The 15,913-nt window shown below is 61.5% G+C and carries 14 protein-coding genes, 2 tRNA genes and 1 pseudogene; 9 read left to right on the forward strand and 8 right to left on the reverse strand.

Annotation, left to right across the window (positions count from 1 at the left end; translation table 11 throughout):
* Together AAAX75_RS04650 and AAAX75_RS04655 are read right to left on the reverse strand one after the other, a co-directional pair.
* Nucleotides 1–2,721 (reverse strand): HAD-IC family P-type ATPase, encoded by a 2,721-nt coding sequence (locus AAAX75_RS04650; protein ID WP_349091251.1) that lies wholly within the window; start codon nucleotides 2,719–2,721, stop codon nucleotides 1–3.
* Between the two features lie 76 nt (nucleotides 2,722–2,797).
* A tRNA-Arg gene (locus AAAX75_RS04655) sits at nucleotides 2,798–2,874 on the reverse strand.
* 204 nt (nucleotides 2,875–3,078) lie between these two features.
* Here AAAX75_RS04655 and aroF point away from each other — a divergent pair.
* The 8 genes from aroF to aroQ all read left to right on the forward strand — a co-directional run bounded on the left by aroF (nucleotide 3,079) and on the right by aroQ (nucleotide 11,609).
* Nucleotides 3,079–4,101 (forward strand): 3-deoxy-7-phosphoheptulonate synthase, encoded by a 1,023-nt coding sequence (aroF, locus tag AAAX75_RS04660; RefSeq protein WP_022094767.1) that lies wholly within the window; start codon nucleotides 3,079–3,081, stop codon nucleotides 4,099–4,101.
* A 3-nt stretch (nucleotides 4,102–4,104) separates the two neighbouring features.
* Entirely contained in the window at nucleotides 4,105–5,019 is a 915-nt protein-coding gene (locus tag AAAX75_RS04665; protein WP_349091252.1) for a prephenate dehydrogenase/arogenate dehydrogenase family protein, read from the forward strand.
* 36 nt (nucleotides 5,020–5,055) lie between these two features.
* Entirely contained in the window at nucleotides 5,056–6,162 is a 1,107-nt protein-coding gene (gene aroB / locus AAAX75_RS04670) for a 3-dehydroquinate synthase (RefSeq protein WP_349091253.1), read from the forward strand.
* Nucleotides 6,156–7,475, forward strand: a complete 1,320-nt coding sequence (gene aroA / locus AAAX75_RS04675) for a 3-phosphoshikimate 1-carboxyvinyltransferase (RefSeq protein ID WP_349091254.1) — start codon at nucleotides 6,156–6,158, stop codon at nucleotides 7,473–7,475. The genes aroB and aroA overlap by 7 nt, the downstream gene beginning before the upstream one ends.
* Nucleotide 7,476: 1 nt before the next feature.
* The gene (gene aroC / locus AAAX75_RS04680; RefSeq protein WP_349091255.1) at nucleotides 7,477–8,574 is read left to right on the forward strand and encodes a chorismate synthase; all 1,098 of its coding nucleotides are present in this window, start codon (nucleotides 7,477–7,479) and stop codon (nucleotides 8,572–8,574) included.
* A gap of 136 nt (nucleotides 8,575–8,710) precedes the next feature.
* Nucleotides 8,711–9,856, forward strand: a complete 1,146-nt coding sequence (gene pheA, locus AAAX75_RS04685) for a prephenate dehydratase (RefSeq protein WP_349091256.1) — start codon at nucleotides 8,711–8,713, stop codon at nucleotides 9,854–9,856.
* Nucleotides 9,857–11,107, forward strand: coding sequence for a shikimate kinase (locus AAAX75_RS04690; protein WP_349091257.1), 1,251 nt, complete (start codon nucleotides 9,857–9,859; stop codon nucleotides 11,105–11,107). It abuts the gene before it with no gap.
* A gap of 64 nt (nucleotides 11,108–11,171) precedes the next feature.
* On the forward strand, nucleotides 11,172–11,609 hold the full coding sequence (gene aroQ / locus AAAX75_RS04695; protein ID WP_349091258.1) for a type II 3-dehydroquinate dehydratase: 438 nt from the start codon (nucleotides 11,172–11,174) through the stop codon (nucleotides 11,607–11,609).
* Between the two features lie 61 nt (nucleotides 11,610–11,670).
* Here the strand turns inward: aroQ and AAAX75_RS04700 are convergent, their stop codons facing one another.
* The 5 genes from AAAX75_RS04700 to AAAX75_RS04720 form a co-directional block, all read right to left on the reverse strand.
* On the reverse strand, nucleotides 11,671–12,162 hold the full coding sequence (locus tag AAAX75_RS04700; protein ID WP_349091259.1) for a hypothetical protein: 492 nt from the start codon (nucleotides 12,160–12,162) through the stop codon (nucleotides 11,671–11,673).
* A 2-nt stretch (nucleotides 12,163–12,164) separates the two neighbouring features.
* Entirely contained in the window at nucleotides 12,165–12,656 is a 492-nt protein-coding gene (locus AAAX75_RS04705) for an acyltransferase family protein (protein ID WP_349091260.1), read from the reverse strand.
* Between the two features lie 74 nt (nucleotides 12,657–12,730).
* Nucleotides 12,731–12,807 (reverse strand) — tRNA-Arg (locus AAAX75_RS04710).
* 54 nt (nucleotides 12,808–12,861) lie between these two features.
* Nucleotides 12,862–13,629 (reverse strand): ABC transporter ATP-binding protein, encoded by a 768-nt coding sequence (locus AAAX75_RS04715; RefSeq protein ID WP_006236046.1) that lies wholly within the window; start codon nucleotides 13,627–13,629, stop codon nucleotides 12,862–12,864.
* Between the two features lie 11 nt (nucleotides 13,630–13,640).
* Complete coding sequence (locus AAAX75_RS04720; protein ID WP_022094778.1) at nucleotides 13,641–14,486, reverse strand: ABC transporter permease; 846 nt, start codon at nucleotides 14,484–14,486, stop codon at nucleotides 13,641–13,643.
* A gap of 160 nt (nucleotides 14,487–14,646) precedes the next feature.
* Here AAAX75_RS04720 and AAAX75_RS04725 point away from each other — a divergent pair, with 160 nt between their 5' ends.
* On the forward strand, nucleotides 14,647–15,618 hold the full coding sequence (locus AAAX75_RS04725; protein WP_052044190.1) for a glycosyltransferase family 2 protein: 972 nt from the start codon (nucleotides 14,647–14,649) through the stop codon (nucleotides 15,616–15,618).
* A gap of 102 nt (nucleotides 15,619–15,720) precedes the next feature.
* Here the strand turns inward: AAAX75_RS04725 and AAAX75_RS04730 are convergent.
* Nucleotides 15,721–15,913, reverse strand: a pseudogene (locus AAAX75_RS04730) (dTDP-4-dehydrorhamnose reductase); the annotation flags it as partial.

Below are 15,913 nucleotides of genomic sequence, written 5' to 3' on the forward strand. Positions count from 1 at the left end.
CTACTTCTTCTTTTTGCTTGGCATCGAGACTTTGATGCCTTGGGCGGACTTGGTCACGCGAGAGCGCCTGGCTCCGGTATTCTTCTTTTTCTTGGGCTGGGCCTGGGCCACGCCCTCGAGTGCACGGGCCTCGGCCTCGCGAGCGGTGCGATCTTCGCGGCGCTGCGCCATGTCGGCGGCGACGCGCTTGGCAAAACGCTCGGCCGTCGAACCCGTCGAGCTCACCTTGCCGCCACCGCGACCCAGGTGGACGCGCACACCACGGCCAAAACCAGTTGCGGCATGACGACGACGCGGCTTGAGCGAATCCATCATCGTGGCGAGCTTAAAGAACACCGAGCAGGTAAAGACCACGATGACAGCCAAGATAACCATCTGGCCCATCGACAGGTTGGCAATAGACAGCAGCTCCGGGAATCCGATAACGCCCACCAAGATGTCGGCGACGACAAACACAAAGAGCACCACACGTAAGGGCGTGAGAGGCTGCGAGATGCGCCAGATCAGGCTGACGCTCGCCGCGCACGACGTAAGCAAGCACATCGTAGACAGCGTGAGCTGGCTAAAGCCAAACACGCGCGCCACAAAGATATCGAGCGCCGCAGCCAAAATGACCGCAATCGACGCCGGCAGTGCACGCTTGAGTACGTTGGTCAAAAACGCACCCTTCACGCGAGCATTGTTGGGCTCCAGGCCCAACACAAAGCCCGGCGCGCCGATGCAGAAGAAGTTAATGAGCGTCATCTGGATGGGCTCGAAGGGGTACGGCGGCAGCGCGATGCACAGCGCCGCCAGGCCCATCGAGAACAGAGTCTTGGTCAGGAACAGCGAGGCCGAACGCTGCAGGTTGTTGATGGAGCGACGGCCCTCGGCCACCACGGCGGGCATCGAGGCAAAGTCGTTGTCGACGAGTACGATTTCGGCTACGTTACGCGCGGCATCGGAGCCGGCCGCCATGGCTACGGAGCAGTCGGCCTCCTTGAGCGCCAGCACGTCGTTGACGCCGTCACCCGTCATGGCCACGGTGTGCTCGCGGCGCTTGAGCGCCTGCACGAGCTCGCGCTTCTGCTGCGGGGTCACACGACCAAAGACATGGTAGCGGTCCACTGCGGCATCGAGCTTGGCCGGCGTATCGAGCGTCGTGGCGTCCACATAAGCGTCCGCCCCCGGCACGCCCACCACGCGCGCGATCGACGACACCGTACGCGGGTCGTCGCCACTGATCACGTTGAGGGTCACACCCTGCTCGTTAAAGTAGCCAATAGTCTCGGCCGCCGAGGTACGAATCTCGTCGCGGATGGTCACAAAGCCCACGGGCTCGGCCTCGCCCACCATATCGCCATCGGGTGTAAAGCCGTCCACGCGCGCCACCACGAGCACGCGGCAGGTATCGGCAAGCTCGGCAACACGGTTCTCGACCTGGGCAAAAACACGATCAGAGAGCACAAACTGCGCCGCACCCATCACATAGGAGCCCTGCGCAAACGAAGCGCCACTCCATTTTTTAGACGACGAGAATGGAATGACCGACAGCGGCTCAGACACCTCGACCGGGCGATCGGCGTAATAGTTGAGCAGCGCCTGGCAGGTCTCGTTGGCATCGGCCGAAGTCGCACGCGCGACGTTAGCCAGCGCAAAATCGAGTACCGTGGTATCGACGGGAACGGCCGCCTCGTCCGAGCCGGCGCCTAGGCTCACGCCCTCAACCGGCAGCGGATACGTGCCCTCGACCTCCATGCGGCCCGACGTGATGGTGCCCGTCTTGTCCAGGCACAGCACGTCAACGCGAGCGAGCGTCTCGATGCAGTAGAGCTGCTGTGCCAGCACCTTGCGGCGAGCCAGACGCACCGTGGCGATGGCGAGCACCGACGAGGTCAGCAGCACCAGGCCTTGCGGGATCATGCCCAGCAGGGCGCCCACCGTGGACAGCAGCGCCGACGAAGGCACATGACCAGCCAACAGCTCGGAGAAGCACCACGAAAGCGCGCTATCGCCCGGGGTTCCCGCGGCATCCCACAGTTCGCTCACACTCGAGGCAAACAACGCCAAACCGAGCGGGATCATGATGATGCTCGCAAAACGCACGATGGCGTTAAGCGCGTTCATGATCTCGGAATTGACCTTTTTGACGTACTTGGCCTCGTTATTAATTTTGGCCACGTAGTTGTCGGCGCCGACATGGATCACGCGGGCGCGCAGCAGGCCCGAGTCGATAAAACTGCCGCTCATGAGCTCGGAGCCGGGCTGCTTCTTAATAAGGTCGCTCTCGCCCGTCAGCAGGCTCTCGTTCACGAGCGCCTCGCCGGAAACCACCACGGCGTCAGCGGGAATCTGGTCGCCGCGCCCCAGGCGGATGATGTCGTCGAGCACGATCTGGTCCAAGTCGAGCTCCACCTCGGCACCGTCGCGCACCGCGATGGCCTTCTTAGAGGTCAGCAGCGTGAGCTTATCGACCATCTTCTTGGACCGCATGGACTGGATGACGCCAATAGCGGTATTGAGGAACACCACAAACAGGAACGTCAGGTTCTTAAACGAACCGGTCAAAATGACCAGGAACGCCAAGATCACGTTGATCAAATTGAACAGCGTGCAGAGGTTCTCGATGATGAGCTCTTTGACCGACTTGGTCTTGAGCTCCATGCGGTTGATCTTACCGGCGGCGATGCGCTCCTCGACCTCGGCGGTCGAGAGTCCGCGCTCGATATCCGTTGCTGCCATACCACGTCCCATCACGTCGCGTCGGTATAAGAAAAACCGCCCGGACCATGCGAGGTTCGGACGGTCTTACGTTCGATGGTGCCCCATGTTGGATTCGAACCAACGGCCTTCTGCTCCGGAGGCAGACGCTCTAATCCCCTGAGCTAATAGGGCCAACGTTTGGCATTATACCCAAGTGCACCACGGGCTATCAAAATAAAAGAAAAAGCTTTGCAATTCCGAGGAAGACGCGGCGCAACGGCCCACTTTAGAAGGCAAAAGCGAGTCAGATAGTATAAACTCTCATGCACCATATATACACGGCTCGCGATGCGGGCCGTTTTTGCAAAAGTTATCCATCGAGGTGAGAGGCACACCATGATTGCAATTTTAAAGCAGAGCGCCAGCGACGAGGCCGTAAGCCATATCGTCAGCTGGATTGAGAAAAAGGGTCTGAAGACCGATGTCTCGCGCGGCGAGAACGAGACGATCATCGGCCTGGTGGGCGATACGACCAAGATCGACCCGTTCCTGCTCGAGTCCATGGATGTCGTCGAGCGCGTGCAGCGCGTCTCCGAGCCGTTCAAGCGCGCCAACCGCAAGTTCCACCCCGAGGACTCCGTCATCGACTGCGGCCACGGCGTCAAGATCGGCGGCGACCAGTTCCAAGTCATCGCCGGCCCCTGCTCCGTCGAGGGCGAGAACCTCATCCGCATCGCACGCCGCGTGAAGGCCGCCGGCGCCACGATGCTGCGCGGTGGCGCCTACAAGCCCCGCACCTCCCCCTACGCCTACCAGGGCATGGGCCCCGCCGGCCTCGACCTGCTGTGCGAGGCGTCTGCCGAGCTCGACATGCCGATCGTCACCGAGATCATGGATCCACGCGACGTGCAGGTCTTCTTGGACAAGAAGATTGACGTCATGCAGATCGGCGCCCGCAACGCCCAGAACTTCCCCCTGCTCAAGGAGGTCGGCAAGACCCAGACCCCGATTCTACTCAAGCGCGGCATGTCCGGCACGATCGACGAGCTGCTTATGGCAGCCGAGTACATCATGAGCGAGGGCAACGACAACGTCATCCTGTGCGAGCGCGGTATCCGCACCTTCGAGACCCGCACCCGCAACACCTTCGACCTTAACGCCGTGCCGGTGCTGCACCACCTGTCGCACCTGCCCGTCGTCGCCGACCCCAGCCACGCCACCGGCTACACCCGCTACGTCGAGCCCATGGCGCTCGCCGCGACCGCCTGCGGTGCCAACGGCCTGGAGATCGAGGTCCACGACGAGCCGAGCCGCGCCTGGTCCGACGGCGCCCAGGCCCTCACCCCCGATCAGTTCGACGACACCATGCGCCGCATCCGAGCCATCCGCGAGGTTGTCTGCCAAGAGACCATGGAGTAGCCCATGGGTACGGTGAGAAACGCGCGCGTTAACCAGGGCGGCCCCAAGTGCGCCGGCATCGTGGGCCTGGGCCTCATCGGCGGTAGTTTTGCCCGCGGCTATGCGCAGGCGGGCGTCCGCGTGCTGGCCTGGGACCCCGATGACGATGTCATGACAGCCGCCAGCATGGGCACTGTCGCCGGAGAGCTCAACGACAAGACACTCGGCGAATGCGACATCATCGTCCTGGCTTGCTACCCCGAGGCCTGCATCGAGTGGCTCGAGGAGCATGCCCAGGCACTCGCCGACGCCACCGATACCGAGGTCATCATGGGCCCCGTGGTGATCGACACGGTGGGCGTCAAGGGCATCGTGTGCGAGCGCGCCTTTGAGCTTGCCCGCGAGCACGGCTTTTACTTTGTGGGCGCGCACCCCATGGCGGGCACCCAGTTCTCGGGCTACGCGCACTCCCGCGCCGACCTGTTCCAGGGCGCCCCGCTCGTGCTCGTGCCACCCGCGGTGGACGATGTGCTCAAGCTGGAGCTTTTGGGCCAGGTGCGCGAGATGGTGCGCCCCTTGGGCTTTGGCAAGTTCAGCGTGACCAGCGCCGCCGAACACGACCGCGTCATCGCCTTCACGAGCCAGCTTGCGCACGTGGTATCCAACGCCTACGTCAAGAGCCCCACCGCCCAGGTCCACCACGGCTTTTCGGCCGGAAGCTACCGCGATCTCACCCGCGTGGCGCACCTCAATCCTCAGATGTGGTCCGAGCTTATGATCGACGACGCCGATGCGCTCGCCTTCGAGATCGACCATCTTATCGAATCGCTCGACGCCTACAGCCGCGCCCTTAAGGACCGCGACCAGCGCTATCTGGAGAATCTCCTTGCCGAGGGCGACCGCATCAAGCGCGCGCTCGACGACGAGGCCTCCCACTAGACCACCTATCACGCCAGGTCGAAAGGACCATAGCTTATGGCGATTACCATCGATATCGACACCGCACGCCCCTACCAGGTGCATGTTGGCACGTTTTTGCTGGAGCAGTCGGGGCCGCTCGTGCGCGCCACTGCCGGCGGCGCCAAGGCCGTCATCGTGACGGACACCAACGTGGGCCCGCTCTACCAGATGCCCGTTAAGCAGAGCCTGGAGGCGTCAGGCTACGAGGTGAGCATCTGCACCTTCGAGGCCGGCGAGGCCCATAAGCGCGCCGAGACCTATGTTGCCATTTTGGAGTTTGTGGCCGAGCACGAGCTTTCGCGCTCCGACGTGATCGTGGCACTCGGCGGCGGCGTCGTAGGCGACGTGGCGGGCTTTGTGGCCGCCACCTACATGCGCGGCTGCAAGTTTGTGCAGATCCCCACGAGTCTGCTCGCCATGGTGGATTCGTCGGTGGGCGGCAAGACGGCCATCGACCTGGCTGCCGGCAAGAACTTGGCCGGCGCCTTTTGGCAGCCGAGCGTGGTTATCGCCGACGTGGGGTGCCTGGCCACCCTCACGCCCGAGCAGTTCGCCGACGGCTGCGGCGAGGTCGTCAAGCACGCCGTGATTGCCGATCCGGAGCTTTTCGTCGAACTGGAGAAGACCCCGCTCACGCTGGAGCTGCTCAACCGCGATGTGGCCCGCGTAGCACTCATCATCGCCCGCAATATCGACATCAAGCGCGCCGTGGTCGTCGCCGACGAGCGCGAAACCAACCAGCGCAAGCTCCTCAACTTTGGACACAGCGCCGGACACGCCGTCGAGGCCTGCGAGCACTTTGAGCTCGGACACGGCAACTGCGTGTCGATCGGCATGGGCATCATCACGCGCGCCGCGGCCCTGCACGGCGTCTGCGATGCCGCACTGCCCGGTCGTATTGAGGAGCTCTGCGCCCGCCATGGCCTCAAGACCCGCTGCGACCTCGATGTCGATGCCGTCTTTGCCGAGGCGCTCCACGACAAGAAGCGCGCGGGCGACACCATCGACCTGGTGATTCCGCACGGCATTGGCCGCTGCAGCATCGACCGCACGCCGCTTTCCACTTTCCACGAACTCATTGCCGAAGGCCTCGGCCAGAAGGGAGACGCATCCGCATGCTAGCCCGCATCACCCCGTCCCCGCTCAAGGGCACCGTTCCCGCCATCGCGTCCAAGTCGATGGCGCATCGCCTGATCATCTGCGCCGCGCTTGCCAACGGCGAGACGCACGTTGCCTGCAACACTACCTGCGCCGACATCGAGGCCACGGTGCGTTGCCTTACGGCCCTGGGCGCCCGCATCGAGACCGTCGAGGACGGATTCCAGGTTCATCCAACCATGAAAAGCGTTGAATTTGGCCTGCTCAAGGCCCTTGCCGGCGGCACGCTCGACTGTGGAGAGAGCGGCTCCACGCTCCGCTTTATGCTGCCCGTCGCCTGCGCGCTGGGAGCAGAGGCCACATTTGTGGGCCAGGGCCGTCTGGGCGCCCGCCCGCTCTCCCCGCTCTCGGACGAGATCATCGCCGCCGGCTGCGACCTGCAGGGTCTGGGCGGCTTTCCGCTCAAGACGAGCGGCCGCATGCGCCCGGGCACCTTTGTGCTGCCGGGCAATGTGAGCTCGCAGTACATCTCGGGCCTGCTGCTGGCGGCCCCGCTGCTGTCCCAGCCCTCCTGCGTGCAGGTGACCGGGCTCATCGAAAGCCGCCCCTACATCAACCTCACGATCCAGGCCATGAAGGCCTTCGGCGTCGAGGTCAACGTCGAGCGTATCCCCGCCAAGAATGGCAAGCCCGAGGTCACGAACTTCCGCGTAAACAGCGGCTCGTACCGCACGCCCGGCAGCGTGGCCGTCGAGGGCGATTGGTCCAATGCGGCCTTTTGGCTGTGCGCCGGCGCCATCGGCTCCGACCCCATCACCGTGGAAGGCGTATCGCTGAGCTCCGCGCAGGGCGACCGCAACGTGCTCGCCGCGCTTTCGCGCTTTGGTGCTCGCATCGTGCGCTCCACTAACGCCGCCACCGTGCAGTCCGACAAGCTCGCCGGCTTCGAGATGAGCGCCCACGACATTCCCGACCTGGTGCCCGTCATCTCTGCCGTAGCATCGCTGGCGCAGGGTCGCACCTTTATCCGCGATTGCGCCCGTCTGCGCATCAAGGAATCCGACCGCCTGGTCACCACCACCCGCGAGCTCACCGCGCTGGGCGCGCAGGTGCGTATTGCCGGCGACGACCTCATCATCAAGGGTGTCGATGCCTTCACCGGCGGCGAGGTCGATTCGCACAACGACCACCGCATCGCCATGATGGCCGCCATCGCTGCGAGCCGTGCCACCGGCGAGGTCGTGATCCACGGCGCCGAGGCCGTCAACAAGTCCTATCCCGATTTCTTCGACCACTACCGCCTGCTGGGCGGTAAGGTCACGCTCGAGGAGGAATAGCATGTCCTCGACCTTTGGCAACGTCTTGCACTTAAGCATCTTCGGACAGTCGCACTCCCCCGCCATCGGCTGCTCGCTCGATGGCATCCCGGCGGGCATCGCCGTGGACCAGGAGCAGCTGCAGGCCTTCCTCGACCGTCGCGCCCCCGGTCGCAACGAGACCGCGACCAAACGCCGCGAGGCCGACGCCGCGCATATCATCGCCGGTGTGGTCGATGGACATACCACCGGCGCGCCCATCGCCGCGATTATCGAGAACACCAACACGCGCTCCAAGGATTACTCCGAGCTGCGCCGCAAGCCCCGTCCCGGACATGCGGACTTCCCTGCGCGCGTGAAGTACCACAACATGCACGATGTCGCTGGTGGCGGGCATTTTTCCGGCCGCCTAACGGCCCCCTTATGCATCGCCGGCGGCATTGCGCTGCAGGCACTCGAGGCCCGCGGCATTCAGGTCATGGCGCACGTCGCGCAGATCGGCGGCATCTCCGACCTGCCCATGGACGATATGGTCTATCGCGAGGCCGACCGCAAGGCGATCCTTACGAACGATCTGCCGTGCATTGACGCCGCCGCAGCCGGCCGCATGCGCGAGGAGATTCTTGCCGCGCGCGACGAGCTCGACAGCATCGGCGGCATCGTGGAGTGCGGCATTTACGGGCTTCCCACGGGCATCGGCGACCCCATGTTCGACGGCATCGAGAACCGCATCGCGCAAATCGCGTTTGGCATTCCCGCCGTAAAGGGCGTGGAGTTTGGCATGGGCTTTGCCGTGGCCGCCATGCGCGGCAGCGAGAACAACGATCCGTACCGCGTTGATGCCGAGACCGGCGAAATCGAGGTCGAGTCCAATAACGCCGGCGGCATTCTGGGCGGCATCTCCACCGGCGCGCCCGTCATGTGGCGCATGGCCGTAAAGCCGACGCCCTCGATTGGCCGCGAGCAGCAGACCGTGGACATGGACGCCATGGAAAATGCCGAGCTCTCGGTCCACGGCCGTCACGATCCCTGCATCGTCCCGCGTGCCGTCCCCGTAGCTGAAGCAGCAGCTGCCCTCGCGATTTGGGACGTCCTCCTAGAGGACGCCGCCCAGCGCTAAAAATCTCTGGGGGCCAACTCCGGCCCCCACGCCCACCCAGTGATTTTTCTGGGACGGGGATTAAAAAATCATTAGGTACACAATGATTTTTTAATCCCCGTCCCAGAAAAATCACCGACACGTGAAAGGGGTCCCTATGGACCTTGCTGACATTCGCCAGGCCATCGATGACATCGACACCACCCTGCTCAATAGCTTTGTCGAGCGCATGGACATTGCCACCGAGGTCGCCAAGTCAAAAATCGAGATGGGCAAGGCCGTCTTCGACCCCGCCCGCGAGCGTTCCAAGCTAAACAACCTCGCCAGCCGTGCGCCCGAGCGCTACGAGGCGCAGACCATCGCCCTGTTCCGTCTCCTCATGAGCATGAGCAAGGCCGAGCAGCAGCGCTACATCAACGAGCTCAAGGGCATCACGGTGTCGCAAAAGGCCCACGCCACGGCCGCAGCCTATGACACGCCCTTCCCTCAAACGGCCACCGTTGCCTGCCAGGGCGTGGAAGGTGCCTATAGCCAGATCGCCGCGTGCAAACTCTTCGACGTGCCCGATATCGCGTTTTTCGAGACCTTCGAGGGCGTCATGCGCGCTGTGCGCGACGGCTTCTGCGAGTTTGGCGTGCTGCCCATCGAGAACTCCACCGCCGGCTCGGTCAACGCCGTCTACGACCTGCTCGCCCAGTTCGATTTCCACATCGTGCGCTCGCTGCGCCTCAAGATCGATCACAACCTGCTCGTCAAACCCGGCACCAAGCTCGCTGACGTGCGCGAGGTCTACAGCCACGGCCAAGCCATTGCCCAGTGCGCCGGCTTTATCGAGGCCCACGGCCTGCACGCCACCAAGTACCCCAATACCGCCATGTCGGCGGAGATGGTCGCCAACTCCGAGCGCACCGATGTCGCTGCTATCGCCTCGCGCAGCTGTGCCGCGCTGTATGGTCTGGAGGTGCTGGAATCCAACATCCAGGACTCGGACAACAACTACACGCGCTTTGTCGTCATCAGCCGCGAGCCGCGCGTCTACCCCGGCGCCAACCGCACCTCGCTCATGATCACCACGGCCAACGAGCCGGGCGCGCTCTATCGCGTACTCGAGCGCTTCTACGCGCTCAATATCAACCTCATCAAGCTCGAGAGCCGCCCCATCCCCGGCCGCGACTTTGAGTTTATGTTCTACTTTGACCTGGACTGCCCCTTTGGCAGCAAGGCCCTCGACGACCTGCTCGACTCGATCGACGACGTGTGCGAGAGTTTCACCTACTTTGGCAGCTACACGGAGGTGCTCTAGATGACCGATACCGCCGCAACCCGCCCCTACGGCGTACTGGGCCGCGTGCTGGGCCACAGCTACACCCCGACCATCTACAAGGAGCTCGCGGGGCTTGAGTACGTGCGTTTTGAGCGCGAGCCCGAGGACCTCCAGGCCTTTATGACCAGCGACGAATGGGAGGGCACCAACGTGACTATCCCTTACAAGCGCGCCGTCATGGAGTACCTGGACGAGCTGAGTCCGCTGGCCGAGCGCATGGGCAACGTCAACACCATCACACGCCTACCTGACGGTCGCCTGCGCGGCGACAACACCGACTACTTCGGTTTTCAGTGCTTGGTCGAGGAGCTGGGGGTTGAGGTTGCCGGCAAGAAGGCTCTCGTACTCGGCGCCACTGGCGGCGCCGGTACCACGGCAAGTATGGTGCTGGAAGACCTGGGCGCCATCGTTGTGCCCGTGGGTCGCACGAGCGAGGTTAACTACGACAACATCGCGCAGCAGTCCGACGATGCCCTGCTCGTCAACTGCACGCCTGCCGGCATGTTCCCCCACTGCCCCGACGCGCCTTGCACGCTCGAAGGGCTCGATGCGCTCGAAGGCGTTATCGACATTGTCTACAACCCCGCTCGCACGGGACTCATGCTCGAGGCCGAGCGCCGCGGGATCCCCTGCATCGGTGGCCTGCTTATGCTTGTGGCACAGGCGGCACAGGCTGTTGAGCGCTACACCGGCCAAGACACCCCGCGCGAGCGCATCCTGGATGTGACGGAGCGTCTGTCCCGCCGCGAGCAAAACATCGCCCTGATTGGCATGCCGGGCTCGGGCAAAACCCGAGTGGGCGAGCAGATCGCCCAGCTCACGGGACGCGAGCACATCGATCTCGATCGCGCCCTCGAGGAGCGCCTGGGCATGCCCTGCGCCGACTTTATCGTCGAGCGCGGCGAGGCGGCCTTCCGCGAGCAGGAGACGGTGGCTCTGTCCGACATCTCCAAGCGCAGCGGCTTGGTGCTCTCCACCGGCGGCGGCGTGGTCACACGCGACGAGAACTACCCGCTGCTGCACCAAAACAGCCAGATCGTGATGCTCAATCGCAAGCTCGACGAACTCGCCCACAAGGGCCGCCCCATCACCGCCCGCGATGGCATCGACAAGCTCGCCGAGCAGCGCATGCCGCGCTACTGCGCCTGGGCCGACCACATCATCGACTCGCGTGACTGTGCCGCCAACACCGCCCAAGCCCTCCTCGATACCCTCCCACCCGCTCTCTAACCAAAACCACCACAAAGGGGACAGGCACCTTTGTGGTGGTTTTGCAATCGCAAAGGAAGCAACCATGAAAGCACTCGTTATCAACGGCCCCAACCTCAACATGCTCGGCATTCGCGAGCCGGGCATCTATGGCAGCGACAACTACGACCGCTTAGTGCAGATCTGCCAGGAGGCAGGCGCCGCACAGGACTTCGACGAGGTCGAGGTCTTCCAGTCTAACCACGAGGGCAGCATCGTCGACAAGATCCAGGAGGCCTACGGCAAGGTCGACGGCATCGTCATCAACCCGGCCGCTTATACGCATACGAGCGTGGCGATCCTCGATGCCCTCAAGGCTGTCGCCATCCCGGCTGTGGAGGTCCACATCAGTGCCGTCGAGACGCGCGAGGACTTCCGCCAGGTGAGCTACGCCCGCCTGGCCTGCTTCGCCACCATCACCGGCGAGGGCCTGCAGGGCTACGCACATGCGCTAGAGCTGTTGAAAGAGTATCTCGAAAAGTAAGACCGCAACACTACTGAATAAACAACAGCGGGGAGGGCCAAGTTGGTCCTCCCCGCTGTTATTACGCCTTCTTGATCACGTACGCCAATCCAATATCGCATCCGCAGCGTACGAATGACGCGAAGAACCACGATGCTGGCAGCGTCATAAGCAGAGGCATGGTCTGCCAAGGAATAAACCAATCGACTGCATGGATCGCAAAGATCGCCAGACTGGCCTGTCCGCAAAACACGAGTCCTCGCTCAAAAGCCCCCAAAACCGGCACGTCTTTCAGCTTCTCCAGCGCCATGGAAACCCAGCACACGCAGTAGCTGCCGGCAAGAGCGGCAACTGTCGCAACCACAAACCCATCCACGCGGCGGCTCGAAAGCTCAAGCCCGCTCAGCGCGGCAAGGAAAAGCCAAGCAACACCGGCTCCAATTAACAGCAGAGGCTTGCTAGCGCTCGGCTCCAGTCCCCTTTGGCGCGACGTATAACCAATCCACATCAGCAAGACGATGTAGCAGCTCAAATCCAAATCGAGCGGCAGGTAAACACCAAAATAGCGAGACACGCTCAAACCGCAAAAGGCAATCGCGGCACAGACAACCCCTGCCAAACGACCCCAATCCCGCGGCGATCAAACAGCCGCGTGAGCGCATTAAACAGCAGGCGCGACATAAACAGCGCCGCCAGAAACCATGCCATGCCAACGGCGGTAACGCCAAGCCCAGGCACATCAACGCCCGAGGCAAACACAAGCGTGTTAAGCCCCGCAACCAGCGTACCGCTCGTCAACGGAGCGCCGCTCATCAAGAACGTCGACACCTGCCACGCCAGTGCAAGAACCACATACGGCACCAGCAGGCGCGACACCGAACCACTCAGCAGCTCGCGCCACGGCTTCGGCCTAAACGTATACCCGGCAAGAATAAAGAACACCGGCATGTGAAACGAGAAGATCGCGTGCCTCAAGGGAGAGGGATTTGGGACGGTGTGCCCCACAATGACCAGAATAATTGCAATCCCTTTTGCAATATCGATCCAGTCGAGCCTTTTGCTTCCCATGGCGAACCCGTCAAAACCGCAGCACACAAAATGAAAAAGCCCAGACCACCTAGCGGTCCGGGCTTAATAAACGATGGTGCTCCATGGCGGATTCGAACCGTCGACCTTGGGATTAGAAGTCCCCTGCTCTATCCAACTGAGCTAATGGAGCAAATAACCGCACGCCCAAGCAAGCACAAGCCTGTCAGGCGCAAGTAATTATAACCTAGTTGAACTGCTCGCGGTACGCCTTGCAGACCTCATCGACCGGGCCGTCCATGCGAAGGTCACCCTTCTCAATCCAAACGGCACGCTGGCAGATGCGCTCAACCTGCTCCATAGAGTGCGAAACGAACAGAACCGTCACGTCGCCGCTCTGGATAAAGTGCTGGATGCGGGCCTCACACTTTTGCTGGAAGAACACATCACCGACGGACAGCGTCTCGTCAACGATCAGAATATCGGGCTCGGTAATCGTCGCGATTGCAAAGGCGATACGCGCCACCATGCCCGAAGAGAAGTTCTTAAGCGGCATATCGACAAAGTTCTGCAGCTCAGCGAACTCGATAATGCCGTCAAAGTTGGCGTCGATGAACTCCTTGGTATAGCCGAGCAGGGCGCCGTTCAGATAGATGTTCTCGCGGGCGGTCAGCTCGGGGTCAAAGCCGGCGCCAAGCTCAATCAGCGGCGCGATGTTACCGTGCACCTTAACGCTGCCCTCGCTAGGCTCAAGAACGCCAGCGATAATCTTGAGCATCGTAGACTTGCCGGAGCCATTGGTGCCGACCAGACCCACAACCTCGCCGCGATGAATATCAAACGAGATGTGCTTAAGCGCCCTAAACTCCTCAAAGAACAGCTCGTGCTTGGCAAGCTTAATGAAGTACTCCTTGAGGTTGGTCAGCGACTCGGACGCCATGTTAAAGATCATGGTGACGTCGTCGACCTCGACAGCCAGAGGCTGCTCGCTGTAATCAACAACAGATTCAGTCATCACAGCACTCCTTAGATGTAGAGGATAAATTTGCGCTCGGACTTATGGAACACGGTATAGCCAATAATAAGCGCAAGAACCGCCCAAGCGACGCACATACCAAACGTCATAAGCGAGGGCGTAGTCTGGAACAGGAAGATATCGCGCATAAACTGCAGGTAGTTGAACATGGGGTTCGCATACATCAAGATACGCACGAGATGCGGCATTTGCGCAATATAGTCAGTCGTCCAGAAGATGGGCGTAATGTAAGTCCACGCCGTAATGACGACGCTCCACAGATGCATAACGTCGCGGAAGAAGACCGTAAGGGCAGAGAGCATCATGCCCAGGCCCATGCAGAAGCACATAAGCAGCAGCAGGCAAACCGGCAACAGAATCAGGTGCCAAGAAGGCATAACGCGGAACCACAGCATGACGATGGCGACGGCGACCAGCGAGAAGGCAAAGTTGACCAGCGAGAAGAGCACCTTCTGCACCGGGAAAACCCAGCGGTGCACCTTAACCTTCTTGAGCAGAGGGGCAGCGCCCACGATCGACGTCAGGGCCTGGTTAGTAGACTCAGACATGACGGCAAAGGTGATGTTACCCACGATCAAGTACAGCGGGTACATCTCGGGCGTCATTGAGCCATTGCGGCCCTGGCCAAAAATCGTCGAGAACACGATGGCCATGACGATCATCATCAGCAGCGGGTTGAGCACCGACCATGCGACGCCCAGAACGCTACGGCGATACTTGATCTTAAAATCCTTGGTAACCAGCTGACGAAGGATAAACGCGTCCTTCTCAAATTCGTTCTTAGCAAACGTCGCAGGCAGACTGCGAGTTTCTTGTTGCTTTGTCTGATCCGACACGGATGCAACTCCTTTACTCGTAATCGTTGACAAACGAACAGTATAGACCCGACGGCCATGCAAACGATTCGCGCAACAAAACTGGAGAACTAACCCACATCTTAGGATGCCAGGCCCAAACGGCTATACTTTCTAGGATTGAATGTATAAGGAGCATTAAGTGAATTCTGAATCCATCGCCGTCATCATCCCTTGCTACAACGAAGCGCTCACGATCGGCAAAGTCATCGACGACTTTCACCGCGAGCTTCCGCAGGCGACGGTCTATGTCTATGACAACAACTCGTCGGACGATACCTCACGCATTGCCACCGAGCACGGCGCCACAGTCCGCTTTGAGCCCCGTCAGGGAAAGGGCAACGTGTGCCGCCAGATGTTTCGCGATATCGACGCCGATTGCTACCTGATGGTCGACGGAGACGACACCTACCCCGCCGAGGCGGCCAAGGCCCTCTGCGAGCCCATCCTTAACGGCACGGCCGACATGACCGTAGGCGATCGCCTTTCCAACGGCACCTACGCCGAGGAGAACAAGCGTGCCTTCCACGGCTTTGGCAATAATCTGGTCCGCGCCATGATCAAGTGGATCTATGGCTACAGCTTCGATGACGTCATGACAGGCTACCGCGCCATGAGCCGCCCGTTCGTTAAAACCTTCCCAGTGCTTTCCGAGGGCTTTCAGATCGAAACCGAGCTCTCGATCCACGCCGTCGACCACCGCTGGCGCATCAAAGATGTGCCCATCGAGTACCGCGACCGTCCCGAGGGTTCCGAGTCCAAACTCAACACCGTGAGCGACGGCATTAAAGTCGTTGCGATGATCGGCACGCTGTTCAAGGACTACCGCCCGCTGAAGTTCTTCAGCCTCGTTGCGCTTCTGTTCGCGGTATTCGGCCTCGCCCTGGGCATGCCCATCGTTGTCGAATATTTCCAGACCGGCCTCGTCCCGCGCTTCCCCACCGCTATGCTCGCCGCCTCGTTTATGTTCCTGTGCGGCCTGAGCCTTGCGACCGGCTTCATCCTAGATTCTGTAGCAAAGGTCGAAAAAAAGCAGTGGGAGGTCAACGTGTACAGCAAATACGCCTACGACGACCAGCCCGGCCACCCTACTTCCATGCCAAGCGAGAGGTAGATCTTCCGCAAAATACTATTGGCACCACTGCGCAGATAGCCACCAACAAGAAAAGCCGCCGTTAAAGAACGGCGGCTTTTACTCTCGAAAAGTTAATAGCGGCTAGAGCGTCTTGATGTACTCCCCCAGCTCTTCCTCCCAGTCGGGCATGTGGAAGCCGGCAGCCTCGAGCTTGGACAGGTCGAGCGCGGAGTGGACCGGGCGCGGGGCGACGGGGCCCTCGGCGCTCGCGTAGTAGTCGGCGGTCGATACCGGCACGACCCTGTCCCCGTTGCCGTTGGCGGCCTCGAAGACG

This window comes from Collinsella sp. CLA-ER-H7 (genome assembly GCF_040092345.1).
Taxonomy (GTDB): domain Bacteria; phylum Actinomycetota; class Coriobacteriia; order Coriobacteriales; family Coriobacteriaceae; genus Collinsella.